Raw genomic sequence first — 24,913 nt, 5'->3', positions numbered from 1 at the left:
GTCTGCGTTTCCTGCTGGAACCGTTCGGACAGTTCGCTTTTGGCTGTTTCGAAATCGGCCGGCTTACGGCCCTGATCGTCTTCGCGCTGCATGGTATCTCCTAATGGAATCCGAGGAAGGAGAGGATCGCAAGCACGACGACGACAAGGATGAGATAAATGACACTGTTCATGGTGGCAATCTCCTCCATTGCCTAAACGAACTTGGCGGGGGCAAACATGTTCCGTCACTTCAAGCTAAAATAGTAATCGCTAACCAATCGCTGGGCCGGGTGAAGTCTCTGGGAACTTCGCACGCGCCGTGAGCCAACACGCGGACCTAGGCGGGCCATGCGGAGCGCCTCGGTGCACCGGACCTCAAAGGCTCATGGTCGGACTGCATAATGACGCGCCACGCCTAGCTCTCATTAAGGTCAAAGCTCACCGGAAGGTTGTAGTCTATTGCACGATTGGCAATCATGTTCGCCAGGTCGGAATCTGAGACCGAACATGCCGGTACGATCTGTTTGAGCGCCTTAACGGCGAGCCCCGTCGATATGAAACTATGGCGCCGCCTCCGACTATTTACATACTGTTCGATGAGATTTTCGAGCTCACGCATGTGCAATCCTTCTTTGACGTCAACTGTGCCAATTGAACCCAGCCGTAATCGATCCGGAGCGAGGGCTCATTCACATTGTTTATTTGACGAGAAATCTTGATGCCGCATCAGTGCGCCGACGCGTCTTGGCCGAGGGCGGTCACCGTGGCTCATGGAAGAGATTTAGGTAAGTCGTATCAAAGTCGGCCAGTAAGGCCAATCGCTGGAAATCAAGGATAACAATCCTCCGGTCTTTCCAGATAACCAGGTCCTTCGCTCGAAGCTCCTGCAGTGTCCGATTCACGTGAACTACAGATAGACCAAGCACGTCCCCCATTTCCGCTTGCGTCAGTGGAATAGCGAACTTCTGGTCAGAGGCCAATCCGACTATCTCTAATCGGACATACAACTCGCAAATTATATGTGCGAGATGCTGTTTGGCGGAGCGACGCCCGAGGCAGGTTATCCAAGTCCTTTGGATCGAGGCGTCGATAGTCGTCGAAAGCCAGAGCATCCGGGTGAGATGTGGACTTCCACCCATTGCTGTAAGCAGGTCTTTGTGTCGAATGAAAACTACATCGCACGAACCCAGCGCGCTCACGCTGTGGTCCATCACTTTTAGCAGTAAACTATGCAGATCGACAAAGTCTCCCGGCACGTGAATTGCCGTTATTTGACGCTTTCCTTCCCGAATAGCCTGGTTTCGAACTGCGAACCCATTCGCGACAAGGCAGCTTTCGGTGGGGCGGGATCCCTCCCTGACGATCTCCTCATCGGGTCCGAAAGTTACCGGCCGAACCGGAAGAGCCTCAATAAGCGCGATCTCGACTGGCGGCAGGGTGTCGCGGCGGTCGAGCATGTGAACCAGGAGGTCTTTGCCGAACATCGCGGTGCCTTTTGAGCAGATCAGGCATCGAGTTCCAGCGGCTCGTGCCAATTGACATGCCGCAGGTCCCGAGCATCTACGACTTGGCCGCCTGTCGGACACAGATAGAAATGGTCGCTCTCATGTTCGACTTCTTGGCTATGTCTCTTGCCGATCATGGGCGGCCCTGGTTGTGAAAGGTTCGGTCGTCGTTCGAGATCCGTTCTTGTGTGGTCACGGCGTTTCCGAGCTTCCGAGCCTCCCGATACAGGGTCTCGCGATCATTGCCGTGCTTGCCAAAAAGCTCGCGGATCTGCGGTATTGAGAGGCCGAACTTGGTAGCGAAATAGCGGAATTCATAGTCTTGGTCGCGCGCGACGCGGTTTCCGTCGCCAGAACCTCTATTGCTCTTGTCGTCGGCCATTTTGGTTCCTCCCTGGCTGGCCTTCAGATCAAACGCAACGCGGATCAGCGTCTTTTGTTGCCGCCTCTTATTAGAATCACATTATGTTCTGTTCAGCTGATATAGGCCGCTCACCTGGACCTGATCATGTGGCCCTGTGAGGTGTGGCGCCGGCCGGCCCGACTGGGTAAGCTGGAGCGGGTAGCGGGAATCGAACCCGCGCGTTCAGCTTGGGAAGCTGACAAGCTACCATTACATCATACCCGCGCAGCAGCTTCGTTACCACGCAAGCCGGCGTTCGGGCAATGGGTGAGCGTGCACTCGTGCCTTGCCAGACTGTTACTCCGTCGTGGCAAGGGTATTGTCTGTGGCAAAGGCCGGCCAGTATTTCGAAATGGCCAGCGTGGCCCCGACGGTAGAAAAATGGCCGTAATCGAAATAGAGGAACTGGCCTGCGTCGGCGTAGGAGCAGCGTCCGGCGCTGCAGAGGAAATTCAGCGGATCGATGAAGGTGGCGCCTTTGGTAAATGCGCGCACACGGTTGTTGATGTCGGGATCCATGGCCATTGGCCAGGACGTATCATCGAGATTTTCGCGCTTTGCGAAGAACGCGATTTTCCGAACATCGGTTATGAACTGCGGGGACTGGCCGATGACAAACACACGCACACCCAGACCACGAAGCGTATCGATCGTTTGCTGGAGACCGTCGAAACTTCTGGCCTCATAATCGGTCCACCGACCGCTGAGCACGACCGTCTTGATGCGAGCGTCCTGGATAATCTTCAGGGCTTGCTGATTGAACCGCATGCAATCCGGGCGTCCATAGGAGAAGTAGGAGAGAATCGGGGGACAGCCCGCGTAGGTGTATTCCACGATATTGGCCCGGAGTTGATTTATGTTGGCGTCCAGGCCTGGAACATAGTGGGCGGCGAACGAGTCACCCCACAACAAAACGGTTGTAGGGAAGCCGCGTGTGCGCGTGCAATCCTCGATATTCCAGTTTTCGATCCGGCTGAAGCCCTCGTTGAAACAGGTGCCATTGCCCCAGTCCCCGACAGGAATCCGCTGTTGGACATAGTCTGGAAAGCGTTGCGGAAAGCCGTTGCCGAGCGCCCCCGCCGCCCCGCCAAGGCAAAGAACAGCGATTGCGCCCGCTGAAAAGGCGAAGATGGGCGCCGGGGCGGTGAAGCTCCTTTTCTGCCGAAACGGCTGCTCGACATACTTCCAGGAAAACGCAGCCAGCGCGAGGCTTGCTACCGTCAACGCAACGGTCATCGACGGGTCGAATTCTTCTAGTGAGAGATAGTGCGCGAACGCATTGATCGGCCAGTGAACAAGATACAGCGAATAGGAGATGAGGCCGATCCAGACCAGCGGCCGGACTTCTAGTATGCGGCTGGCGATCGTCGAGGGGCTGTTTTGGCCAACATAGATAAGCAGGACCGTTCCGACGCAGGGATACAAGGCGTTGTAGCCCGGGAACGGATCGCTCTCCGAGATCGCAAAGAACCCGATGGCGAGAAGGCCAAATCCGGCCAACCCGAGCAGTTCCATAACAAACCGGCTGCTCAGGGGCGGGGGGCGTTTCAGCATGAGCACGGCGCCCAGCATGAGTTCCCAGATCCGTGTCGGCAGCAGGTAGAATCCCGCGTTTGGCGCCAGCCACGTCGCCATGACCGCCAGCACGAAACTGCCGAGGATGATCGGCAGGAGTATCGTCAGCCAGCGTTTGGCAAAAAAGCGGTAGATCAGGAACATCAGGATCGGGGCAAAGATATAGTACTGCTCCTCGACCGAAAGCGACCAGGTGTGCAACAGCGGTCGGAGCTCGGCATCGATCGAGAAGTAATTTGACGTTTTCCAGAAATAGATGTTCGACCAGAAAGTCGAAGCCGCTATGACGCTGAGACTGAATTCATGCATATCCGACGGCAGAAGAATGAACAGGGCCGCAACGCAGGTGAGAAGCGTGACAAAGATCAGCGCCGGCAGAATGCGCCGGGCGCGGCGCCAGTAGAAGCTGACGATCGAAAACTGGCCGCGTTCAAGGTCGTCCAGCAGGCTTCCGGTGATCAGATAGCCAGATATGACGAAGAAGATATCAACGCCGGTAAAGCCGCCTGGAATTGCCGAGATGCCGAAATGGAAGAGTACGACCGGCAGTACCGCAACGGCCCGAAGACCATCGATATCGCGCCTGTACTTCATTCAAGAAGCCCTGTGTTCGCAAGTCACGGTGAGGCAGCGCAGTCCGTCCATCACCGGGCGATGAGTCTGGCAGTTCGATATCAACTGGTTACCCTCTGTCGCCCAATTTTGCTGCACTGCAACATAAGTGTCAAGAGCACAATTCGGCAAAGCGCCGACCGCAGCAACTGAGCGATCGCCTTGATGCCGGGCGGCCAAGTGCGTATTTCTGGAGTTGTGCCCGAATCGGGGCAACCGAATCTGGAGACACGCCTTGTCTGCACTGACGCGCTTTCTCGGCGACACGCCGCTCCGGGTGCTCCTGAAGCTGCTGGTGCTATCGTTCCTCGTCGGCCTTGTCATGAACGCTTTCGGCTGGTCGCCGATGGATGTGCTCTACGGCATCCGCAATGTCTTCGTCGATCTCTGGAACCTGGGCTTCCGCGCTATTGACCGTTTCCTCGGCTACATCCTGCTGGGTGCGGCGATCGTCATTCCAGCCTTCATCCTGCTCAGGATCGCCAACTACCGGAAATAGAGCAGACGCCGAACCGAAGGTCAGCGTGCGTCAGGCGAAGCCTGAGGCCGTTTCGAACAGGATGGCGTGGCGCGCGGCCAGAGCCGCCACGTCAGTCGAATAGCCGCCGCCGATAACGCCGCAGACCGGGATGCCGAGCGCGCGGAAATGACGGATCACCATGTCGTCGCGCGCACGCAGCCCGTCGTTCGACAGCGACAACCTGCCGAGCCGGTCCTCGGCATGAACGTCGACCCCGGCATTGTAGAAAACGATGTCCCAGCGCGCCTTGGCGGTGAGTTCCGGCAGGATGCCGCCCAACCTTTCGAGATAGGCCGCATCGCCGATGCCGTCGGGCAGGGCGATATCGAGGTCGGAAGCGATCTTGCGCGTCGGATAGTTACGATCGCCATGCATGGAAAAGGTGAAAACGCGCCGTTCAGCGCCCAAAATGTCGGCCGTGCCGTCACCCTGATGCACGTCGAGATCGACGATCAGGATATTGCCGGCGACGGCTTCGGCAAGCAGCACCAGTGAAGCCACCGCAACATCGTTGAAGGTGCAGAAGCCGGCGCCTTGCGCGCGCCGCGCATGATGGCTGCCGCCGGCGGTATTGCAGGCGATGCCGTTCAGCAACGCCAGCCGCGCCGCCAGCACGGTGCCACCCGTTGCGAGCTGCGCCCTGAGCGAGACGCGCGGGCCTACCGGAAAGCCGATCTCGCGCTCGATTTTTTCTGGCACTTCGCAGGCCAGCACCTGGTCGACATAGCCGGCGGCATGGGCAAGCTTCAGCCATGATGCCGGGGCCGGCTCGGGCATGTTGAGCGCGGCGTGGCCGGCCAGTCCGCGCGCGCCCAAGGCTTCCATCAGCAGCTTGTATTTGCTCATCGGAAAACGATGGTTGACGGCGAAGCCGGCGTCGTAGTCGGGATGATGAACGATCTGCAGGGGCATGAGCGGCAGGTGCTTTTTAGAGCGACTTCGGGTTAGAGCGGCTTGGATGCCCATCGGTCGAGGCTGGTATCGCGCAACTCGCGCAGTGATTTGAGCCGTTGCATGTCGGCGAACCGGACCATACCCGCAACAATGCGGCCCGGCAGTGCCGGCCCGGCATAGATCATGCCGGTATAGATCTGGACGAGATCGGCGCCGGCGCGGATCTTTTCGAGTGCCGTCTCCGCGGAATCGACGCCGCCGACGCCGATGATGGCGGGGTCCGGGCCAAGCAGTTTGCGCATCTTTGCCAGCACGATGGTCGAGCGCTCGAACAGCGGTTTTCCCGAAAGCCCGCCGGTCTCGCCGGCAAGATCGGCGCTGCGCAGCCGCGGCCGCGCGATGGTGGTGTTGGAGACGATGACGCCGTCTATTGCCTTCTCGGCGACCTCGGCGGCGATATCCTCCAGTTCGGCCTCGACCAGGTCCGGCGCGATCTTCAGAAGGATGGGCGGCTGCGCGGCCGCTGCCGCACGTGCGGCCATGACGCGCGACAGCAACTCGCCAAGCTGTTCACGCGCCTGCATGTTGCGCAGGCCCGGCGTGTTCGGCGAGGAGATGTTGACCGTCAGATAGCTGGCGTAGGGCGCAAACCTGGCAACGCCGCGTTCATAGTCACCGACGCGGTCGTTGCTGTCCTTGTTGGCGCCGATATTGACGCCGACGATGCCGGCGCGGCCCTTGCGGGCGGCAAGCCGTTGTTCGGCGGCCGCGTGACCCTCATTGTTGAAGCCCAGCCGGTTGATCACCGCTTCGTCGGATGTCAGCCGGAAAATGCGCGGCTTCGGGTTGCCGGCCTGCGGCAGCGGCGTGATCGTGCCGATCTCGGCAAAGCCGAAGCCAAGGCCAAGCAGCGCATCGGGAACCTCGGCGTTCTTGTCGTAGCCGGCGGCCATGCCGAGCGGATTGGGGAAATCGATGCCGCAGACGCTGACTTTCAGCCTGTCGTCGCGCACGGGTCTCCCGCCTATCGGCAGCCCGCATTTCAGCGCCGCGATCGACAGGCCGTGGGCTGCTTCCGGATCGAATGCGAACAGGAACCTCTGGCCGAGCCGGTCGAGCACGCTCATTCGGCCTCCAGCGTCGGGAATTGGTGCAGGCCATCGGTGCCGAGCGGCAATGGTTGCACCCAGACGACGGCGTTGAGGTCGAGTGGGCCGTAAAGATGCGGGAACAGCGCACCACCGCGCGAGACCTCGTATTTCAGCGCATCACCCAGTCTGGCGCCATCGACGGCGACCAGCAGCAGCCCGGTCTGGCCGGCAAAGTGTTTTGCCGCGGTTTCCCTAGCCTGGCCGGCGGTGGAAAAATGAATGAAGCCGTCGGCGACATCGATCGGCGCGCCGGTGAAGCGGCGATTTCTTTCGGCCTCGCGCCACAGCGGTTCAGGTACTATCTTGTAGATAAGCTGAGACATGGTTGCGCTATAGTCCGAACCAACCATACGGGGAAGAGTGCGCCAGGGTTCTTCCCCATTTCCGGCGCAAACATGCGATAAGATTGCGCTTACTGGCCCATGGAGGACAATATGCGTCCGCAGCACGTCTTGATCCCTGCAGCCCTCGTCTCGCTCGTCGCGGCATCAGCATTTTCCGAGGAAGCCGACCGCTACCGGTTGGAAAAGTCGACCACCGGCTATGTCCGCATGGACACGCAGACCGGTGCGATGTCGATCTGCGAGGAGCGTTCCGGCCAGCTCGTCTGCAAGATGGCGGCCGATGAACGCGCCGCCTTCCAGGACGAGATCGACCGGCTGCAAAATTCGGTGAAGGCGCTCGACCAGCGCGTCGTCAAGCTCGAGAACTCGCTTGCCGCCCGCTTTGAGTCGACATTGCCCAGCGAGGAGGATTTCAACAAGACGATGAGCTACATGGAGCGCTTCCTGCGTGGCTTCATGGGCATCGTCAAGGACATGGAAAAGGACAGCGGCGAGGATGGCCTCAAGCCAAATTCGCAAAAAACCTGAGCACCGTTCACCGGGGAAACCCGGCGCACCGGCTTGCCGCTTGAAAATGGCTGATATCGCCGCATAATCGTTCGACTGATCCCGTAAGAAGCAGACAATCACCAATGGGATTCGGGGAGGGCCATGTGCCGTCAGGCTATACTTTCGTCATCGCTGACGATCATCCGCTTTTTCGCGGCGCGCTGAGAGAGGCGCTTGCCGGCATCGGCGACGTCGCCGGCATTCATGAGGCCGGCGATTTCGAAAGCGCCAAGGCGCTGGTCGTTGCCAATGAGGACGTCGATCTGGTGCTGCTCGACCTGTCGATGCCGGGCGCGAGCGGCCTTTCCGGCCTGATCTCGCTGCGCGGCATCCATCCGACGGTGCCGCTGGTGGTGGTGTCGGCACATGACGATCCGGTGACCATCCGGCGCGCGCTCGACCTCGGCGCTTCGGGTTTCATCTCCAAATCGGCCAGCATGGAGGAGATCCGCAGCGCTGTGCAGTCGGTGCTTGCCGGCGACATCGCTGCGCCCACCGGCATCGATCTCGGCGTCGAGCGCGATCCCGAGATATCCGATCTGATCAAGCGGCTGCAGACGCTGACGCCGCAGCAGACGCGCGTGCTCGGCATGCTGGCCGAAGGTCTGCTCAACAAGCAGATCGCCTACGAGCTCGGTGTCTCCGAAGCGACGATCAAGGCGCATGTCTCGGCCATTCTGCAGAAGCTTGGCGTCGACAGCCGCACCCAGGCGGTGATCCTGCTGTCCAAGATCGGCAGCGACCCGCTAGCGGCGGCCGGCTGACCTTCTGGCGCTACTCGGCCGCCGACGCCAGCGGCCTGACCCTCGCCATCATCGAGCGCAGCACCGCTGGTTTGAGCGGCTTGTTGATCACCGGCACGTCGAGCCTGCCGGCGCTGGCGCGCACCTCGCTCGAGCGGTCGGCGGTGACCAGCACCGCCGGCATGTCATGGCCATGGATAGCGCGCAGTTTGGCGATGGCGTCAAGGCCGGTCTCGCCGTCGAGATGATAGTCGGCAAGCACGATGTCGGGCCGACGCATGCCGGACCCCTCGAGATCCCTCGAGCCGGCAAACGTGTCGACGCTGCAGCCCCAGCCTTCGAGCAGCAGCCGCATGCCGTCCAGGATACGGGCGTCGTTGTCGATGCAGAGCACGCGGAGCCCGGCAAGCGAAGCAGCAGTGCGGACCGGCGCCTTGGCCTCGATCTCGCGCCGCGGCTCCTGCACTGCCGCGACCGGCAGGACGACGGAAAAGCGCGTGCCCTTGCCCGGGCTTGAAAATATCTGGAGTTCAAGGCGCAAGACGCGAGCAATGCGGTCGACGATCGAAAGGCCGAGCCCAAGGCCTTCGGCTTCGCGGGCGCCCTCATCGAGCCGGGTGAATTCGTGAAAGACCGTGTTCAACTTGTCGGCGGCAATGCCGATGCCGGTGTCGATCACCTGTATCTCGGCCAGTTCGCCGCGCCGCCGCACGCCGACCAGGATGCGGCCATGGCGGGTGTATTTGATGGCATTGGATACGAGGTTCTGGATCAGGCGGCGCAACAGATTGCGGTCAGTCGTCACGCTGAGCGACGATGGCATGATCGTCAGGCTGAGTTTCTTCTCGGCGGCAAGCGGCTGAAAGTCGTTGCCGATCTGGCGCAGCAGTCCGTCCAGGCTGAAGGCCGTGTCGTCCGGTTTCATCGCGCCGGCGTCGAGACGGGAAATGTCGAGGACTGCGCCGAGAATGGTCTCGACCGATTCCAGCGAGGATTCGATGTTGATCGCGGCCTTGCCCGCAGGTCCCTTGCCGGCCTTTTCGATCAGCGACGAGCAATAAAGACGAGCAGCGTTCAGCGGTTGCAGGATGTCATGGCCGGCGGCAGCGAGGAAGCGGGTCTTGCCGAGATTGGCCTCCTCGGCCAGCATCTGCGCCTGTGCCAGCTCCTCGTTGACGCGGGTCAGTTCGACGGTGCGGTTCTTGACGCGCTGTTCGAGCGTTTCATTGGCGCGCTTCAGCGCCAGGTCCTGCTCGACGCGCCCGGAAATGTCGGCATAGGTGGCGACGATACCGCCATCCGGCATCGGGTTGGAGCGCAATTCCAGGATGCGGCCGCTGGTCTTCAACTCCATCTGCCAGGGGCTGACGAAGCTGGTGAGGCGGTTGAGCATCGCCACCCGCTGGTCGGCCGGAATGTCGCCACGCTCGGCAAGATGGCGCAGGATGCGGTCGAGCGAGACGCCGACTTGGCCCATCTCGTCCGGCAGGTCGAACAGCGCCCGATATTGCCGGTTCCAGCAAATCAGCCGGAAATCCCTGTCGAAGACGGTGATGCCCTGTTCCATCTGGTCGAGCGCGATCTGCAGCAGGTCGCGGTTGTGCTGCAGCGCTTCGGTGGCGTCGTCGAGCAGGCGAAAGGCGTCCTTCGCCTCTCGATCGTTGCGGCGCAGCAGCAGTGACAGGATCAGCCGCGCCGAAGAGGAGCCGACGGCACTTGCCAGAAGCTGCTCGGAGAAACGGATGACGTCCATGCTGGCCTGCTCGTTGCCGTGCAGCGAAGCGCCATTGCTCTTTTCGAATGACTGAAACGACCGCTCAGTGCGTTCCACACCGAGATAGCGCGCGATGGTGTCCTTGAGGTCGTTGACGGTGACAGTGGTGCGGAAGCGGCGCAGGCTCGGCATCGGGCTCGCCTCGCGCGGCACGAAAATCGACGCCTGGATGCGCTCCAGCGGCACCGACGCGCGCGACAGCGAGCCTAGCACGAAGAACAGCGTGTTGACCGACAGGCTCCACAGGACGCCGTGGTTCAGCGGCTCGGCGACGGTGCCGAACAGCGCTTGCGGCCGCAACGCTTCGAAACCGAACAGGCCGTGGACGACGATGCCGGTATCGGACGCGGCGAGCGAAGGAAGCAGCAGCGTATAGCTCCAGACGACGATGCCGGCGACCATGCCGAGCGCCGCCCCCCTGCCGTTGGCGCCGCGCCAGATCAGTCCGCCGATCAAGGCCGGCGCGAACTGCGCGATCGCGGCGAACGACATCAGGCCGATCGAGGAGAGCCGCGCGCTGTTGGTGCTCTCGCGATAATAGAGGAAGGCGACGAACAGCATGATGAAGATCGCCGCCCGTCGCACGTTGAGGATGAGCGCTGACCAGTCCTCGTTCTCCGATGTCGTGGTCTTGAGCAGGCGACGCACAAACAGCGGAATGACGAGATCGTTGGAGATCATGATCGACAGCGCGACGCTTTCGACGATCACCATCGCGGTCGCCGCCGACAGGCCGCCGATGAACGCCGCCATGGCCAACACATCGTGACCGCTGAGCAGCGGCAGCGACAGGACATAGAGGTCGCTGCTGGTCCTGGTGCCGACCAGCGCCAGGCCGGCGAGCGCGATCGGCAGCACGAAAAGGTTGATCGCCACCAGATAGAGCGGAAACACCCATGTCGCGGTGCGCAGTTCGGCCTCGCTGCGGTTCTCGACGATGGTGACATAGAACTGGCGCGGCAGCATGATGATGGCGAAACCGCTCAAACATGTCAGCACCAGCCAGGTTGCCAGCGAGGTGCTGTAGCTCATCGCTTGCTGAACTTGCGAATTCTGGGCGAGCTTGTCGACCATATCGCCCGGGCCGCCGAAGATCAGGAAGGTCACCATCAGGCCGATCGCCAGGAAGGCGGCGAGCTTGACCACGGTTTCGACCGCTACCGCCAGCACCAGCCCGTCCTGGTGTTCGGTGGCGTCGGCATGGCGCGTGCCGAACAGCACCGCAAACAGCGCAAGCAGCATGGCGACGACCAGCGAGATGTCGCTGACGAATGGATCGAAGGAAGGCGGCGAGCCGGTATAATGCTCGACCATCAGGCTGACCGAGCCGGAAATCGCCTTCAACTGCAGTGCCATGTACGGCACCGCGCCGATCGTCGCGATCAGCGTGGCGATCGCTGCTACGGCAAAACTCTTGCCGTAGCGGGCGCCGAGGAAGTCGGCGATCGAAGTGATCTTCTCTGTCTTGGCCAGCCTGACGATGCGCCGAAGCAGCGGAAAGCCGAACACGAACACCAGCACCGGGCCGATATAGATGCCGAGGAATTCGAGGCCGCGCTCGGAAGAAAGGCCGACCGAACCGAAGAAGGTCCAGGAGGTGCAGTAGATCGCCAGGCTGAGCGCATAGATGAAGGGCCGTGCCCGGTCGGGCCCGGATGTCGTCGAGCGTTGGTCGCCGAGGCTGGCGATGACGAACAGCAACGTGACATAGGCGATCGCGATGATGACGATGAACCAGCCCTGCACGGCCCAAAAATCCTCCCTTGCCGGTTTTTGCATCCGGCCTGCTGAGACGCAATCACAGCTTGGCGATCAAGTCCATCGCGGCTTTCGGCGCAGGATGGCTGCGGCTTCGGGAAATTTTGGCCGGAACCGGTCTTTTGCCGATGCTGCAACCGCAGGTTTTTGCTATTGTGCCAGTGGGGGGAACGAAGCGGGGCCGAACGAAGCGGGCAGAGGCGGCGGCCTGGCCCGTCAGAACAAGGAGGGGCGGATGCTGAAAGAATTCCAGGAATTCATTTCCCGGGGCAATGTCATGGACCTGGCCGTCGGCGTCATCATCGGCGCCGCCTTCGGCAGGATCGTCGATTCCCTGGTCAGCGACATCATCATGCCGATAATCGGGGCGATTTTCGGCGGACTCGACTTCAACAATTATTTCCTGCCCTTGTCCTCAGCGGTCAACGCCACATCGCTGGCGGAAGCCAAGAGGCAGGGCGCAGTCTTCGCCTATGGCAGTTTCATCACCGTGGCGCTGAACTTCATCATCCTCGCCTTCATCATCTTCCTGATGGTCAAAGCGGTGAACGATCTGCGCAGGCGGCTGGAGCGTGAGAAACCCGCTGCGCCTGCTGCCGCTCCGCCGGCCGATGTTGCGCTGCTCACCGAAATTCGCGATCTCCTCGCCAGGAAATAGCGCGGGGGCAAGATCTCTGGACCAAAACCCCGGTCGATTTCGGCCGGGGTTTTCTATTTTCGCCTGTCGCAAAACACGCTAGCTGTCCGGAAGGCGAAAAACGGATCCATCCATGACCCTGATCGAGAATTTGCGCGCCGAGGCCCGGGCCGCGCCGGAAAGCGGCATTGTCGCCGTCATGAACCGCGGCCGCGACCGCGACGGCATGATCCCGCTCTGGGCCGGCGAGGGCGACCTGCCGACGCCCGCCTTCATCACCGATGCCGCTGCCCGGGCGCTGGCCGGCGGCGAAACCTTTTATACCTGGCAGAAAGGCATCCCCGAACTGCGGCAGGCGCTCGCTCGCTATTACATCAGGCATTTCGGCAAGAGCTTCGCCGAGCAAGAATTCATCGTCACCGGCTCTGGTATGCATGCCATCCAGCTGGCGCTCGACGCTGTCGCCGGCAATGGCGACGAGGTCGTCTATCTGTCGCCGGCCTGGCCGAACTTCGCCGCAGCCGCCGGCGTGGCGGGCGCCGTCCCGGTCGCAGTCACGCTCGACCAGTCCGGCAATGGCTGGTCCTGTGACATCGACAAGATCGAGGCGGCGATCACGCCAAGGACAAAGGCGCTGTTCGTCAACACACCGTCCAACCCGACCGGTTGGACCGCCGACAGGCAGACGCTGCAGGCGATCCTCGACCTTGCCCGCGAACGGGGGCTGTGGATCATCGCCGACGAGATCTATTCGCTGTTCCACTACGGCGACAGCCGCGCGCCGTCCTTCATCGACATCATGGCCGACGAGGATCGCATCCTGTTCGTCAACAGTTTTTCCAAGAACTGGTCGATGACCGGCTGGCGGGTCGGCTGGATCAAGGTCCATCCCTGCCTGCAGCAAGTGTTCGAGAACCTAGTCCAGTATTCGACCTCCGGCGTTGCCCAGTTCATGCAGCGCGGCGCGGTCGTCGCCCTCGACGAAGGCGACGCCTTCATCGTCGAGCAGGTGGAGCGGGCGAGGGCGGCGCGTGACCTGGTCTGCGGCATCCTGGCTGCGACCGGCAGGGCACGCTTTACCGTGCCGCAGGGCGCGTTCTATCTGTTCTTCGCAGTCGACGGCATCACCGATTCACGCGCCGCCGCCTTCGACATCGTCGACCGCGCCAATATCGGCCTGGCGCCCGGAACCGCATTCGGTCCCGGAGGCGAAGCCTTCCTCAGGCTATGCTTCCACCGCCGCCTCGACCAGCTCGAGGAGGCCGCGCACCGGCTGGCGAAGTGGATGAAAAGTGTGTGAGGTTGTTGAGGTCCGCGCCAAGCCGGACAGCTGCGAACCGTTGCACTCCTTGGCCAACGTAACGGCATGGATCCTAGGGTCTGCGCCGCGTCGCTTCGCTCCTTGCTACGCCCTAGGAAGACGAAGGCAGCGGAAAGATCAGCCGCCGGACTTCGGCACCAGCAGCGGAATGACGCGGTCGCTTTCCCTCACCGCCGGCCGGCCCGCGGAACCGTAAGAGATGCCCAAGGCGTCCCAGGTCTCGACCAACGCGTCCTGAAGTTCCGCGATCAGTTGATCCGAATGGAATGGCGTCGGCGTGATGCGCAGCCGTTCGGTGCCGCGCGGCACGGTCGGGTAGTTGATCGGCTGGATGTAGATGCCGTGGACGCCGAGCAGGCGGTCGCTGGCCATCTTGCACAGTTCGGGATCGCCGACGAGCAGCGGCACGATGTGGGTAGCGGAGTCCATCACCGGCAGGCCGGCGGCGGTAAGAACCTGCTTCGTTCGCGTCGCCTGGCGCTGCTGCGCGGCGCGTTCGGCCTGCGAGCGCTTGAGATGGCGGATCGACGTGGTCGCCGCGGCGGCAATGGCCGGCGGCAGCGCCGTGGTGAAGATGAAGCCCGGCGCATAGGAGCGCACGGCATCGATCACCGCACTTGTGCCGGTGATATAGCCGCCGAGCGTGCCGAACGCCTTGGCCAGCGTGCCTTCGATGATGTCGATGCGGTCGGCCAGCCCTTCGCGCTCGGTGATGCCGCCGCCGCGCGGTCCGTACATGCCGACGGCATGCACCTCGTCGATATAGGTCATGGCGTTGTAGCGCTCGGCAAGTTCGACGATCTGTTTGATCGGCGCGATATCGCCATCCATCGAATAGACGCTCTCGAAGACGATCAACTTGGCGCGCTCGCGGCCCGCCGCCTGCAGCAGGCTTTCGAGATGCGCAACGTCGTTGTGGCGGAAGATCTTCTTCTCGGCGCCCGAACGCCGCACGCCCTCGATCATCGAGGCGTGGTTCAACTCGTCCGAGACGATCAGGCAGTTGGGCAGCAGCCGCGCAATGGTCGAGATCGAAGCTTCGTTGGAGACGAAGCCGGAGGTAAAGACGAGCGCGGCTTCCTTGTCGTGCAGGTCGGCCAGTTCCAGTTCGAGCTCGACCAGCGGATTGCTGGTGCCGGAGATGTTGCGGGTGCCACCGGCGCCGGATCCCATCTTGCCGGCGGCGTTCTGCATCGCGGCGATGACGTCGGGATGCTGGCCCATGCCGAGATAGTCGTTGGAGCACCAGACGGTGATTTCCTGGGCGCGGCCGTTGGCGCGCCAGATGGCGCGTGGGAAGTTCCCCACGATGCGCTCGAGGTCGGCGAAGATGCGATAGCGACGCTCGGCGTGGAGCTGGTCGATCGCGTCTTCGAAGAACCGCTGATAGTTCATTTCGGCTTCCCAATTTTTGCGTGGGATCATAATCATTGCCCTATTCGCCGTCTACTTGGCCTTTTTGGTCAAAATGCCACGCCCCAAGCCTGTTCCTAACGGCCACGGATCATGGCCTATTCCCTTGATGTGGATCAATTTTGTTTCAGGACGATGCCATGCGCCGATGAGACTGGTTACCGCAGGCACTGATGGACATGGACTAATGGCCTGGCGGCAGGCTTTCCAGTAAGGCGGGTGTTGAGACAGCTTCCGACAAATCTTGAGCAGCGAGGACACGGATGACGGTTTTGGTGACAGGCGGCGCCGGCTATATCGGCAGCCATATGGTCTGGGAACTGCTGGACGCGGGCGAGAGCGTTGTCGTCCTCGACCGGCTTTCGACCGGCTTCGAGTGGGCCGTGGCTCCGGAGGCAAAGCTTGTCGTCGGCGATGTCGCCGACAAGGAGCTGGTCGGCGGGGTCATCCGCGACAATCATGTCGATGCGATCATCCATTTTGCCGGCTCCATCGTGGTTCCCGAATCGGTCGCCGACCCGCTCGGCTATTACGAGAACAACACCTGCAAGACGCGCACGCTGATCGAGACCGCGGTGCGCGAAGGCGTGCCCAATTTCATCTTTTCCTCGACCGCCGCCGTCTATGGCGGCGCCGGGCTGGAGCCGGTGCGCGAGGATGCGCGCCTTGCACCGGAATCGCCCTATGGCCTGTCCAAGCTGATGAGCGAATGGATGCTGCGCGACGCCGCAATCGCCCACGGCTTGCGCTATACGGCGCTTCGCTACTTCAACGTCGCCGGCGCCGATCCGAGGGGCCGCACCGGCCAGTCGACGCCGGGCGCCACGCATCTGATCAAGGTCGCCTGCGAGACGGCGCTCGGCAAGCGTCCCTTCATGCAGGTGTTCGGCACCGACTATCCGACGCCCGACGGCACCTGCATGCGCGACTACATCCATGTCAGCGATCTGGCGGCGGCGCATCGGCTGGCGCTGGAACGGCTACGCGCCGGGGGGAAAAGCCTCGTCGCCAATTGCGGCTACAGCCACGGCTATTCGGTGCTCGAGGTGATCGACAGCGTGCGCCGCGTCTTTGGCCATGATTTCGACGTGCGGATCGGCGAGCGCCGTGCAGGCGACGCGGCGGCGGTGGTCGCCAATTCGGAGCTGGCGCGCCGCGAGCTCGGCTGGACCCCGCAGCGCGACGACCTCGACCAGATCGTCGCCGACGCGCTGGCCTGGGAGCGTATCCTGACCGGCAAGAATTCGGCGCGGAGCTGAAGTCCCGGTTTTTCCTCCGTGGGCTCGTAGGTCGAGCGTAGAAGCGCTATTGAAGGAGCTGCGCGGCTGAAACGTGGAGGCGTTTCGGCCGTATCTGATCCTTGGGGGGCGGCATGAAGATATTGGTCCTTGGCGCTGGCGTCGTCGGCACGGCGGCGGCCTATTATCTGGCGAGCGACGGCCACGAGGTGACGGTGATCGAGCGCCATCCGATGGCGGCGCGCGGCACCAGCCAATCGAATGCGGGCCTGGTGTCGCCCGGCGACGCCACCGCCTGGGCCTCGCCCGCTGCGCTGAGGACGTTTTTGCGCGCGCTCTACAACCACGATCTCGGCATCAAGGTGCGGCTGCGCTTCGATCCTTATTTCTTCGCCTGGAGCCTGCGCTTCCTACGCCAATGCACGCATGCGCGACTGCGCGCCAACACCGACATCAAGCTGCGCCTGGCGCTTTATTCGCGCGACTGCATCAACGCCATCTCGGCCGACACCGGCATTCACTATGACGAGCGCAAGAAGGGCATTCTCTATTTCTTCCGCTCGCAGCAGAGTTTTGATACCGGCACCGACAATTACCGCTATCTCGCCGAGCACGGTCTGCCGATCGAGATCGTCGGCCGCGAGCGGCTGGTCGAGCTCGAGCCCGGCCTTGCCGGCGCCAGGGACAGAATAGCCGGCGGCGTCTATTCACCGATCGACCAGACCGGCGACTCCAGCCAGTTCACCCGAAACCTCGCTGCCTATGCCGCCGAGAAACTCGGCGTCCAGTTCCTCTACGGCACGACGGTCGAAGGCCTCGACATCGAAGGCGATCGGGTGCGCGCTGTGATGACCTCGGCCGGCCCGGTAACAGGCGACGCCGTCGTCATCTCGATGGGGCCGGAGAGCGGCCTGCTCGGTCGCCGCTACGGCATCGACCTGCCGGTCTATCCGGTCAAGGGTTACACTGCGACCGTGCCGCTGGAGGACGAGAGCAAGGGGCCGACCATGGGCGGCGCCGACGAGGATCAGCTTATCGGCTATTCCAGGCTCGGCAACCGGCTGCGGCTTGCTTCGACCGCCGAGTTCACCGGCTTCGACCGCAGCCACAAGCCGAGCGATTTCGCCGCCATGTTCAAAACCGGCAAGGAGCTTTTCCCGGACGCCTTCGACGAGAACAAGGCCGAGCTCTGGGCCGGCTTGCGGCCGATGATGCCGAACTCGGTGCCGGTCATCGGCCGGGCGCGCTACAGCAATCTCTATCTCGACACCGGCCACGGCCATGTCGGCTGGACCATGGCCTGCGGCTCGGGAAAATTCCTTGCCGATATGGTCGCCGGCCGCAAGCCGGAGATCGACCCGCAAGGGCTGGTCTACAAGGGCTAGATCATGTCGGGACCGCAAGTCGCCATCGACCTTGGCCGCATCGAGCGCAATGCGCGCACCATCGTCGACCGCTGCGCCCTGTCCGGCATCAAGGTCTTCGGCGTCACCAAGGGCACTTGCGGCATGCCGCAGGTGGCGCGTGCCATGCTGCGCGGCGGCGTCGCCGGCATCGCCGAATCGCGGTTCGAAAACATCCGCCGGCTGCGCGACAGCGGCATCACCGCCCCGATCATGCTGCTGCGTAGTCCGCCGATGGCGCGCATCGAGGAGGTGGTGCGCACTGTCGACATCAGCCTGCAATCCGAACTCGCCACCATCCGCGAAATATCGCGCATCGCCGACCGCATGGGCCGCGTCCACGACATCATGCTGATGATCGATCTTGGCGACCTCAGGGAAGGCATCTGGCCGAACGACCTCATCCCGACGGTCGAACAGATACTGGCGCTCAGCGGCGTGCGCATCGCCGGCATCGGCACCAATCTCGGCTGCTTCGGCGCCATCATGCCGACGCAGGAAAATCTCGGACAGCTCGTCGCCCATGCCTACAAGACCGAGCGCCTGTCCGGCGCAAGGCTCGACTGGATCTCGGGCGGCGCGTCATCGTCGCTGACGTTGCTGCTCGAAGGCAGGCTGCCCGCCGGCATCAACAATCTGCGGGTCGGCGAGGCGATCCTGCAGGGTGGCGTCGAAACTTTTCGCGAGACGCCGTGGGCCGAACTCGAACCCGATGCCTGCCGGCTGACCAGCGACATCATCGAGGTCAAGCTGAAGCCGTCGCGGCCGATCGGCCAATCCGGCTACGACGCTTTCGGCAACCAGCCGGTGTTTGCCGACGATGGCGACAGGTTGCGCGCCATCGCCAATATCGGCCGCGAGGATGTCTTGATCGAAGGTTTGACGCCGATTGCCAAGGGCGTGCGGGTGCTCGGCGCCTCCAGCGACCATCTGCTTCTCGACGTGACCGATGCCGAGCCGCCACCAGCCGTCGGCGATCGTGTCGCCTTCCGTATGAGCTATGGCGCCATGCTGCTGGCGATGACCTCGGAATATGTCGAAAAGGCGCCGATGCACGATGTCGAGGATTTCTCCGGCCGCAAGATGGTGTCGATATCTGCCGAACCGGCGGCCGCGGGCATCCTGGCCAGGGAGGCGACCGGCGCCCGGCTGGAGGCGATGAATTTCGATGTCGTCGAACTGGCCGATATCGAGCGGCCGCCATCCGGCCTGGTCCGGTTCACCGCCGGCAGCGACCGGCGCATCGCCCACAAAGCGCTGACGGCGACCGCGCGGGCGACGCACTCCTTCGGTTTGATCTGGATCGATTCCATCGCCGCCCTGATGCCCGAGGACGAAGACGGCATCGACCTGCCGGAACGTTCGGTGCTGGCGCGGGTGCTCGGCCTCGACCACAAGCCCGGCGCGCTGCAGCCACAACTGTCGCCGGAAAATGTCGTCATTGTCGGTTTGCGCCATGCCGATCCGGCCGAGGCCCGGGTGCTGAAGGATTCGCGCGTCTGTGCCTTCACCATGACCGACATCGACGCCATGGGCATGCGCGATGTGATGCACGAGGCGATCCGCATCGCCAGCTCCGGCACGCAAGGCTTTCATGTCAGCTATTCGCCTGAGGTGACCGAATTCGCCGGCTGGGCGGCGGGCTCCGGCGGCATCACGGTGCGCGAAACGCATCAGGCGATGGAGGCGATCGCGCTGTCCGGCGGGCTGTTGTCGATGGACATTTCCGGCCTGACATCAGGTCTGGAACCGCGATTGGCGGCGGAAACGGTCAATTTCGTCATGTCGGCGTTTGGCAAGCGGATTTTGTGATCAGCCCTGTGCGTCGACCGCCGCGCGCCATGAACGTGCATAATCCGCCCAGGCCGGGTCGGCCGGCGGTTCGAACCTTTCGCCGGCGCCTTGTATCGTTCCATGCTCCGACGCCAGCAGGGCGGCGCCGATGCTGGTGCCGGTTGCCGCCTCCGACGCGATGACGGCACGCGCCGTCGCTGCAGCCAGCATGCGCGTGAAAGGCCGGTTGCGGGCGAACGGCCCCTCGACGGTGGTCGGGCCGCCGGCGCCGATCAGATCGAGGCAAGTCGCGGTCGTCAGCGCCAGGTAGAAAGAGATGGCGGCAAAGCGCTGGCCGCCGTTGATGCCGTCGGCGTCGAGCCATGCTGCTCTGTGGTGCGGGAACGGCCCCGAACCCTGTTGGGTCGAAGGCAGCAGGGACGTCTTCCGCGCGAGCACTGTGGCTATGTCCGCTTCGGTCCAGTCATCCGATTGGCCTTCCGTCAGCAGCGAAAACTCACGGCCGCCCATGAAACGCGCCGACGGCACGGGATTACCGAGCGCGTTGACATTGACCAGCGTGTCGCGAGCCGGGTCGAGCGTGACCTTGTTGCCGCCAACCGCCATCGACACCACCCAGGTGCCGGTCGAGACGACCGAGAACGGCGGCGTGTCGGACAGGAGATGCGGCAACAGCGAGGCGTTGGAATCGTGCAAGCCGCAAAACACCGGCGTTTGCGGATCAAGCCCGGTCCGTATCGCGAGCACGGGCAGGATCCGGCCGAGGCAGTCCTTCGCCGGCCGCACCGGCGCCATCAGCCGGCGCCACTGCATCTTGTCGACCAGCGACGAAAAATCCGCCTTCCACGGGTTCCACAGATCGGTGTGGCAGCCAAGCGAGGTCACTTCGTTGGCGGCGACGCCGGTCAGGCGCAACGCCCAGTATTGCGGGTACATCAGCATCGCGGCGACCGTGGCGAACTCCGCCGGGAAGCGCTTCTGCTGCCAGAACAGCTGCGCGCCGAGGTTGAGGCCGACCGGCAGGCGCGGCGTGCCCGTCTCGGCGAAGGCCGGACGGATCGTGTCATAGTCCTCGGCAAGGGTGTCGGGCCCGGCAAATTCATAGTCGAGCACCGGCAGCGCCAGCTCGCCGGCAGCGTCCACCAGCACGCCCGTCGCGCCATGGGTGGTGATCGATATCGCGCCGATGCGCTGTTCGCGATTGATCTCGGCGAGGCTGTCGAGGATGAACGACCACAGAATCTCGACATCGTGGTGCGGGTAGGGACCGTCAAGGACAGGCGCGTTCGCCATGCGGCGCAGCGCAACTTCGCGCAGATCGGCGAGGTCGACCAGCGCCACCTTGGCATTGGTCTTGCCGATATCGATGACGGCGACGTGGCGGGTCATTCCATATGGAACATTGTTTCCAGCGGCACCGCCACCGGCTCGTTATCAGGCCCGGTCTCCATGATGTCGGCCATTTCAGCCCACCAGCGCTGCATCAGCTTGTGCTTCGGCAGGTCGTCCATGCCATGGTCGTTGAGCCGCCACAGCACGCCGAACAGTATGTTTGTCTCTTCGTCGAGATGGATCGAATAGTCGGAAACGCCGGCCTGTTTCAGCAGTGCCACCAGCGACGGCGAGATCTCGTCATGGCGCCTTTGGTATTCGGCCTTCATCCCCTGATTGAGTTTGATCTTGAACGCGTATTTTTCGGCCATCAGGTAAAGCGCTCCCGCCGCACCCGCCGCCAGACGATCGGCAGCGCGATGACGATGATCAGCAGCAGGCCGATGAAGATCGACATGACGATGCCTGGCACATTGAGCAGCCCGAGGCCGAAAGTCACCAGCCCCATGATGAAGGCGGCGAGCACCACGCCGAGAATGCTGCCGGCGCCGCCCAGGATGCTGACGCCACCGAGCACCACCATGGTGATGACTTCCAATTCATAGCCTTGCGCGATCGATGGCCGGGTCGAGCCGAGCCGCGAGGTGATCAGCACCGAGGCGATGCCCGCCATCAGCCCGGTCAGGCAGAACAGGATGAATTTGATGCGGCCGACACGCACGCCGGAAAACTGTGCCGCGACCGGGTTGTTGCCGATGGCGAAGACGCGGCGGCCGAAGCTGGTCCGGTGCAGAAGGAACCAGTAGATGACCGCCGCGACGAGGAACAGCGTCAGCTCGAACGACACCACCCACCAGACATAGCCCTGGCCGAAGAAGGCGAAGCTCGCGGGATAGCCCTTGTAGGCCTGGTCGCCGAGGACGATGAAGGCGATGCCGCGAAACAGGCTCATCGTGCCGATGGTGACGACGATCGACGGCAGGCCGAGCCTGGTGACGAGCAGCCCGTTGAAGGCGCCGCAGCCGAGCCCGACCAGGATGCCGATCGCCACCAGCACCGGCGTGCCGGCGCCGGCCTGCACCGCCATGCCCATCATCGTCGAGGCCAGCGCAATGATGGCCGCGACCGACAGGTCGATCTCGCCGGAAATGATCAGCAGCGCCATGGCGAGCGCGATCAGCGCCTTCTCGGTGAAGTTGAAGGTCAGGTCCGACAGCGACCACGCGTCGAGGAAATAGGGCGAGGCGAAGCTGTTGACCGCAAAGATTGCAACCGCCACAGCGACCAGCAGCGCCTCCCACGAGAAGATCGCCGAGTTGAGCGGCGTGTCGAGCCGGTCGGGAATGTGGCGCGGGGCTGGGATGTCGGTCATGCCGCCTCTGCCTTCTTGAGAATAATGCGGCCTTGCCGGCGTTCGCCGCGCGCATTGAGCACCACGGCCAGGATGATGGCGCCGCCCGAAATCGCCATCTGCCAGAACGGCGAGATGTTGATGACCGGCAGCGCGTTGGAGATGATGCCGAGGAACAGCGCGCCGAGCACCGCGCCGCCCACCGAGCCGATGCCGCCAGCGATCGAGATGCCGCCGATGACGCAGGCGGCGATGATGTTGAGCTCGTAGCCATTGGCGACCTCGACCGAGGCGATGACATAGCGCGAGATCCAGAGATAGCCGCACAGACCGGCGGCCATCCCCGAGATGCAGAAGACGATGAACTTGGTGCGGCCGACATCGATGCCGGCGTAGACCGATGCGGTCGGATTGACGCCGATGGCATAGATCGAGCGGCCGAGCGCGGTGCGCGTCATCAACAGGAAGAACAAGGCGATGACCAGTATGGCGATCCACGACAGCACCGGAATGCCGAGAAAGGCCGCGCGCTGCAGGCCGATGAAATCAGGGCTCATCTGATCGGCATTGACCCAGGCGCCGCCTGAAATGACGAAGGTAGCGCCGCGATAGATGGTGAGCGTGCCGAGCGTCACCACGATCGAGGGAATGTTCAGCCGCCATACCAGCAGGCCGTTGATCGCGCCGAGCACCAGGCCGACCAGAAGTGCGATGACGATCAGCAGCGGGATCGGGATTGCCGGATGCGCGGCGTTCAGCATCGCCACCACCATGCCGGTGAAGCACAGGTTCGACGCCATCGACAGGTCGATCGAGCGGGTCAGGATCACCACCATCTGCCCCAGCGCCAGGATCATCAGGATCGAGGTGTCGTTGAACACCTGGCGCAGATTGCCGAAGGCGGCAAAGCCCGGAAAGCGCATCGAGATCAGCCCGATCAGCACGACGATTGCCGCGAGCAGCCAGACTTCGCGATATTTGAGAAAAACCTTCATGCCGCGATCCCTGCTGCCGTCTTGACCAGCGTTTCGGCGTCGAGCCCCTTGTTGTCATAGACCGAGGCGATGCGGCCCTCGCGCATGACGACGACCCGGTCGGACATACCGAGGATCTCGGGCAGTTCGGAAGACACCATGATCACCGACAACCCTTGAGCGACCAGCTCAGCCATGAAGCCGTGCACGGCGGCCTTCGAGCCGATGTCGATGCCTTTGGTGGGCTCGTCGAGGATGATCACCTTGGGCGCGGTCGCCAGCCATTTGGCGATGACGATCTTCTGCTGGTTGCCGCCCGACAGCGTGCCGACATCCTGGCTGAGCGAGGCGGCGCGCAGGTCGAGCCGCTCGGTGTAGGCACGGGCCAGCGCGAACTCTTCGGCCAGCTGCAACACACCTGATTTGGACGTCCGCTTGAGCGAGGGCAGCGAGATATTCTGGAAGATCGGCAGGCCGATCACCACGCCTTGCTTGCCGCGTTCTTCCGGCACGTAGACGATGCCGGCGTCGATCGAATCCGCCGCCGATTTCGGCACGATCGACTTGCCTTCCAGCGTGATGGTGCCGCTGCTGGTGCGGGTGATGCCTGATATCGCCTGCATGACCTCGCTGCGCCCGGCGCCGACAAGGCCGTAGAAGCCGAGGATCTCGCCTCTGTGCAGTTCGAAGCCGATGTCGTCGAACTCGGTCGGATGCGACAGGCCGGAGACAGTGAGCACCGGCGCGCCGATCTCGGCCTTGCGCTGCGGAAAGATGTGATCGACGGCACGGCCGACCATCATGCGCACGATCTGGCTCTGGCCGGCATCCTTGATCAGGCCTTCGCCGACCATCTCGCCGTCGCGGAACACCGTATGGCGGTCGGCGATGCGATAGATCTCGTCGAACTTGTGGCTGATGAACAGGATCGCCTTGCCTTCGCTCTTCAGGAACTCGACCAGCAAAAACAGCTCCTCGATCTCCTTCAGCGACAGCGCTGCGGTCGGCTCGTCCATAATGACGATCTGGGCGTCGATCGACATGGCGCGGGCGACTGCGACGAGGTGCTTGTTGGCAATGCCGAGGTCCTTCAGCCGCGCGTCGGCGTCGATGTGGCCGGCACCCATGGTGTTCAATACTTCATGGGCATTCTTGCGCATGGTGCGCCAGTCGATGGTGCCGAAGCGCGATCGCGGCGCATGGCCGAGAAAGATGTTCTCGGCCACCGTCAGATCGTCGAACAGCACGGTTTCCTGGTGGATGGCGGTGATGCCGTGCCCGAAGGCGGCATGCGCGCTGGGCAAAGTGACGGCCTGGCCATCGATGCTGATCGTGCCCGCGTCGGGCTGGTAGATGCCTGTCATGATCTTGACCAGCGTCGACTTGCCGGCGCCGTTCTCGCCGATCAGCGCGGTTACCTGGCCGGGGTAGAGCGACAGGCTGACGTCATGCAGCGCGCGCACGCCGGGAAAACTTTTCGAAATGCCTGACAGGGTCAGGCGCGGAGCCGGAGCTAAAGGGTGCTCGATGGTCGGGTCGAGTTGGGCTGTCGTGTCCATGGTCGTATCAAGCCCTGAAGCAGGTCCGTTTGAGGACGCGGCGGAACTTGAGCTCCGCCGCGCCGGCTTGAAGGGCTCCAGG

General features: G+C 62.8%; 21 protein-coding genes and 1 tRNA gene. 8 read left to right on the top strand and 14 right to left on the bottom strand.

What is annotated here, in order from left to right; genetic code table 11:
• Nucleotides 1-739 precede the first annotated feature (739 nt).
• The 4 genes from M727_RS0128865 to M727_RS0128845 form a co-directional block, all read right to left on the bottom strand.
• Nucleotides 740-1,438 carry a Crp/Fnr family transcriptional regulator gene (locus tag M727_RS0128865; protein ID WP_156941667.1) on the bottom strand — a complete coding sequence of 233 codons (699 nt, stop codon included), beginning with the start codon at nucleotides 1,436-1,438 and terminating at the stop codon, nucleotides 740-742.
• A gap of 181 nt (nucleotides 1,439-1,619) precedes the next feature.
• Entirely contained in the window at nucleotides 1,620-1,868 is a 249-nt protein-coding gene (locus M727_RS37860) for a DUF3606 domain-containing protein (RefSeq protein WP_023802203.1), read from the bottom strand.
• 172 nt (nucleotides 1,869-2,040) lie between these two features.
• Nucleotides 2,041-2,114, bottom strand: a tRNA-Gly gene (locus tag M727_RS0128850).
• A gap of 72 nt (nucleotides 2,115-2,186) precedes the next feature.
• A complete protein-coding gene (locus M727_RS0128845) occupies nucleotides 2,187-4,058 on the bottom strand; it encodes an acyltransferase family protein (RefSeq protein ID WP_027155531.1) in 1,872 nt (623 codons plus the stop codon).
• 253 nt (nucleotides 4,059-4,311) lie between these two features.
• Between M727_RS0128845 and M727_RS0128840 the strand changes: the two genes are divergently transcribed.
• Nucleotides 4,312-4,575, top strand: coding sequence for a DUF6460 domain-containing protein (locus tag M727_RS0128840; protein ID WP_027155530.1), 264 nt, complete (start codon nucleotides 4,312-4,314; stop codon nucleotides 4,573-4,575).
• Nucleotides 4,576-4,605: 30 nt separating this feature from the next.
• Here M727_RS0128840 and M727_RS0128835 read toward each other — a convergent pair whose 3' ends face one another.
• Genes M727_RS0128835 through M727_RS0128825 form a run of 3 tightly spaced genes read right to left on the bottom strand, consistent with a single transcriptional unit; the run spans nucleotide 4,606 to nucleotide 6,964 of the window.
• Complete coding sequence (locus M727_RS0128835; protein WP_027155529.1) at nucleotides 4,606-5,508, bottom strand: histone deacetylase; 903 nt, start codon at nucleotides 5,506-5,508, stop codon at nucleotides 4,606-4,608.
• A gap of 32 nt (nucleotides 5,509-5,540) precedes the next feature.
• Entirely contained in the window at nucleotides 5,541-6,617 is a 1,077-nt protein-coding gene (locus M727_RS0128830; protein ID WP_027155528.1) for a quinone-dependent dihydroorotate dehydrogenase, read from the bottom strand.
• The gene (locus M727_RS0128825) at nucleotides 6,614-6,964 is read right to left on the bottom strand and encodes a DUF952 domain-containing protein (RefSeq protein ID WP_027155527.1); all 351 of its coding nucleotides are present in this window, start codon (nucleotides 6,962-6,964) and stop codon (nucleotides 6,614-6,616) included. The genes M727_RS0128830 and M727_RS0128825 overlap by 4 nt, the downstream gene beginning before the upstream one ends.
• A gap of 111 nt (nucleotides 6,965-7,075) precedes the next feature.
• On the opposite strand from M727_RS0128825, the gene M727_RS0128820 reads away from it, so the two are divergent.
• Entirely contained in the window at nucleotides 7,076-7,513 is a 438-nt protein-coding gene (locus M727_RS0128820; RefSeq protein WP_027155526.1) for a hypothetical protein, read from the top strand.
• 125 nt (nucleotides 7,514-7,638) lie between these two features.
• Nucleotides 7,639-8,298: a response regulator transcription factor gene (locus M727_RS0128815; RefSeq protein WP_023803301.1), complete on the top strand. Its 660-nt coding sequence runs from the start codon at nucleotides 7,639-7,641 to the stop codon at nucleotides 8,296-8,298.
• 10 nt (nucleotides 8,299-8,308) lie between these two features.
• On the opposite strand, the gene M727_RS0128810 is transcribed toward M727_RS0128815, so the two are convergent.
• The gene (locus M727_RS0128810; protein ID WP_027155525.1) at nucleotides 8,309-11,797 is read right to left on the bottom strand and encodes a PAS domain-containing hybrid sensor histidine kinase/response regulator; all 3,489 of its coding nucleotides are present in this window, start codon (nucleotides 11,795-11,797) and stop codon (nucleotides 8,309-8,311) included.
• A gap of 247 nt (nucleotides 11,798-12,044) precedes the next feature.
• Here M727_RS0128810 and mscL point away from each other — a divergent pair, with 247 nt between their 5' ends.
• Both mscL and M727_RS0128800 read left to right on the top strand, forming a co-directional pair.
• A complete protein-coding gene (gene mscL, locus M727_RS0128805) occupies nucleotides 12,045-12,467 on the top strand; it encodes a large conductance mechanosensitive channel protein MscL (RefSeq protein ID WP_027155524.1) in 423 nt (140 codons plus the stop codon).
• 112 nt (nucleotides 12,468-12,579) lie between these two features.
• Nucleotides 12,580-13,746 (top strand): pyridoxal phosphate-dependent aminotransferase, encoded by a 1,167-nt coding sequence (locus M727_RS0128800; protein ID WP_027155523.1) that lies wholly within the window; start codon nucleotides 12,580-12,582, stop codon nucleotides 13,744-13,746.
• A gap of 138 nt (nucleotides 13,747-13,884) precedes the next feature.
• Here the strand turns inward: M727_RS0128800 and hemA are convergent, their stop codons facing one another.
• Nucleotides 13,885-15,162, bottom strand: a complete 1,278-nt coding sequence (hemA, locus tag M727_RS0128795) for a 5-aminolevulinate synthase (protein ID WP_027155522.1) — start codon at nucleotides 15,160-15,162, stop codon at nucleotides 13,885-13,887.
• 281 nt (nucleotides 15,163-15,443) lie between these two features.
• On the opposite strand from hemA, the gene galE reads away from it, so the two are divergent.
• The 3 genes from galE to M727_RS0128780 all read left to right on the top strand — a co-directional run bounded on the left by galE (nucleotide 15,444) and on the right by M727_RS0128780 (nucleotide 19,633).
• Nucleotides 15,444-16,439, top strand: coding sequence for a UDP-glucose 4-epimerase GalE (gene galE, locus M727_RS0128790; protein ID WP_027155521.1), 996 nt, complete (start codon nucleotides 15,444-15,446; stop codon nucleotides 16,437-16,439).
• Between the two features lie 113 nt (nucleotides 16,440-16,552).
• Nucleotides 16,553-17,803, top strand: a complete 1,251-nt coding sequence (locus M727_RS0128785) for a D-amino acid dehydrogenase (RefSeq protein WP_027155520.1) — start codon at nucleotides 16,553-16,555, stop codon at nucleotides 17,801-17,803.
• A gap of 3 nt (nucleotides 17,804-17,806) precedes the next feature.
• Complete coding sequence (locus M727_RS0128780; RefSeq protein WP_027155519.1) at nucleotides 17,807-19,633, top strand: alanine racemase; 1,827 nt, start codon at nucleotides 17,807-17,809, stop codon at nucleotides 19,631-19,633.
• On the opposite strand, the gene M727_RS0128775 is transcribed toward M727_RS0128780, so the two are convergent.
• Genes M727_RS0128775 through M727_RS0128755 form a run of 5 tightly spaced genes read right to left on the bottom strand, consistent with a single transcriptional unit; the run spans nucleotide 19,634 to nucleotide 24,831 of the window.
• On the bottom strand, nucleotides 19,634-21,004 hold the full coding sequence (locus M727_RS0128775; RefSeq protein WP_027155518.1) for an FGGY-family carbohydrate kinase: 1,371 nt from the start codon (nucleotides 21,002-21,004) through the stop codon (nucleotides 19,634-19,636).
• Nucleotides 21,001-21,318 carry an L-rhamnose mutarotase gene (locus tag M727_RS0128770; RefSeq protein WP_027155517.1) on the bottom strand — a complete coding sequence of 106 codons (318 nt, stop codon included), beginning with the start codon at nucleotides 21,316-21,318 and terminating at the stop codon, nucleotides 21,001-21,003. Before M727_RS0128770 ends, M727_RS0128775 begins: the two co-directional genes overlap by 4 nt.
• The gene (locus M727_RS0128765; RefSeq protein WP_027155516.1) at nucleotides 21,318-22,319 is read right to left on the bottom strand and encodes an ABC transporter permease; all 1,002 of its coding nucleotides are present in this window, start codon (nucleotides 22,317-22,319) and stop codon (nucleotides 21,318-21,320) included. The genes M727_RS0128770 and M727_RS0128765 overlap by 1 nt, the downstream gene beginning before the upstream one ends.
• Nucleotides 22,316-23,293 (bottom strand): ABC transporter permease, encoded by a 978-nt coding sequence (locus M727_RS0128760; protein WP_027155515.1) that lies wholly within the window; start codon nucleotides 23,291-23,293, stop codon nucleotides 22,316-22,318. The genes M727_RS0128765 and M727_RS0128760 overlap by 4 nt, the downstream gene beginning before the upstream one ends.
• Nucleotides 23,290-24,831: a sugar ABC transporter ATP-binding protein gene (locus M727_RS0128755; protein WP_027155514.1), complete on the bottom strand. Its 1,542-nt coding sequence runs from the start codon at nucleotides 24,829-24,831 to the stop codon at nucleotides 23,290-23,292. Before M727_RS0128755 ends, M727_RS0128760 begins: the two co-directional genes overlap by 4 nt.
• Between the last annotated feature and the right edge of the window lie 82 nt (nucleotides 24,832-24,913).

This window comes from Mesorhizobium sp. WSM2561, assembly GCF_000513915.1.
Lineage (GTDB): Bacteria > Pseudomonadota > Alphaproteobacteria > Rhizobiales > Rhizobiaceae > Mesorhizobium > Mesorhizobium muleiense.
The sequence above is the reverse complement of the archived record's forward strand: the minus strand, read 5'-3'. Positions and strand labels throughout refer to the sequence as shown.

What these genes read in the sequence shown, in the direction of transcription:
- M727_RS0128865 (WP_156941667.1), bottom strand. Translation starts at nt 1,438, where the DNA reads ATGCTCGACCGCCGCGACACCCTGCCGCCAGTCGAGATCGCGCTTATT.
- M727_RS37860 (WP_023802203.1), bottom strand. Translation starts at nt 1,868, where the DNA reads ATGGCCGACGACAAGAGCAATAGAGGTTCTGGCGACGGAAACCGCGTC.
- M727_RS0128845 (WP_027155531.1), bottom strand. Translation starts at nt 4,058, where the DNA reads ATGAAGTACAGGCGCGATATCGATGGTCTTCGGGCCGTTGCGGTACTG.
- M727_RS0128835 (WP_027155529.1), bottom strand. Translation starts at nt 5,508, where the DNA reads ATGCCCCTGCAGATCGTTCATCATCCCGACTACGACGCCGGCTTCGCC.
- M727_RS0128830 (WP_027155528.1), bottom strand. Translation starts at nt 6,617, where the DNA reads ATGAGCGTGCTCGACCGGCTCGGCCAGAGGTTCCTGTTCGCATTCGAT.
- M727_RS0128825 (WP_027155527.1), bottom strand. Translation starts at nt 6,964, where the DNA reads ATGTCTCAGCTTATCTACAAGATAGTACCTGAACCGCTGTGGCGCGAG.
- M727_RS0128820 (WP_027155526.1), top strand. Translation starts at nt 7,076, where the DNA reads ATGCGTCCGCAGCACGTCTTGATCCCTGCAGCCCTCGTCTCGCTCGTC.
- mscL (WP_027155524.1), top strand. Translation starts at nt 12,045, where the DNA reads ATGCTGAAAGAATTCCAGGAATTCATTTCCCGGGGCAATGTCATGGAC.
- M727_RS0128800 (WP_027155523.1), top strand. Translation starts at nt 12,580, where the DNA reads ATGACCCTGATCGAGAATTTGCGCGCCGAGGCCCGGGCCGCGCCGGAA.
- hemA (WP_027155522.1), bottom strand. Translation starts at nt 15,162, where the DNA reads ATGAACTATCAGCGGTTCTTCGAAGACGCGATCGACCAGCTCCACGCC.
- galE (WP_027155521.1), top strand. Translation starts at nt 15,444, where the DNA reads ATGACGGTTTTGGTGACAGGCGGCGCCGGCTATATCGGCAGCCATATG.
- M727_RS0128785 (WP_027155520.1), top strand. Translation starts at nt 16,553, where the DNA reads ATGAAGATATTGGTCCTTGGCGCTGGCGTCGTCGGCACGGCGGCGGCC.
- M727_RS0128780 (WP_027155519.1), top strand. Translation starts at nt 17,807, where the DNA reads ATGTCGGGACCGCAAGTCGCCATCGACCTTGGCCGCATCGAGCGCAAT.
- M727_RS0128775 (WP_027155518.1), bottom strand. Translation starts at nt 21,004, where the DNA reads ATGACCCGCCACGTCGCCGTCATCGATATCGGCAAGACCAATGCCAAG.
- M727_RS0128770 (WP_027155517.1), bottom strand. Translation starts at nt 21,318, where the DNA reads ATGGCCGAAAAATACGCGTTCAAGATCAAACTCAATCAGGGGATGAAG.
- M727_RS0128765 (WP_027155516.1), bottom strand. Translation starts at nt 22,319, where the DNA reads ATGACCGACATCCCAGCCCCGCGCCACATTCCCGACCGGCTCGACACG.
- M727_RS0128760 (WP_027155515.1), bottom strand. Translation starts at nt 23,293, where the DNA reads ATGAAGGTTTTTCTCAAATATCGCGAAGTCTGGCTGCTCGCGGCAATC.
- M727_RS0128755 (WP_027155514.1), bottom strand. Translation starts at nt 24,831, where the DNA reads ATGGACACGACAGCCCAACTCGACCCGACCATCGAGCACCCTTTAGCT.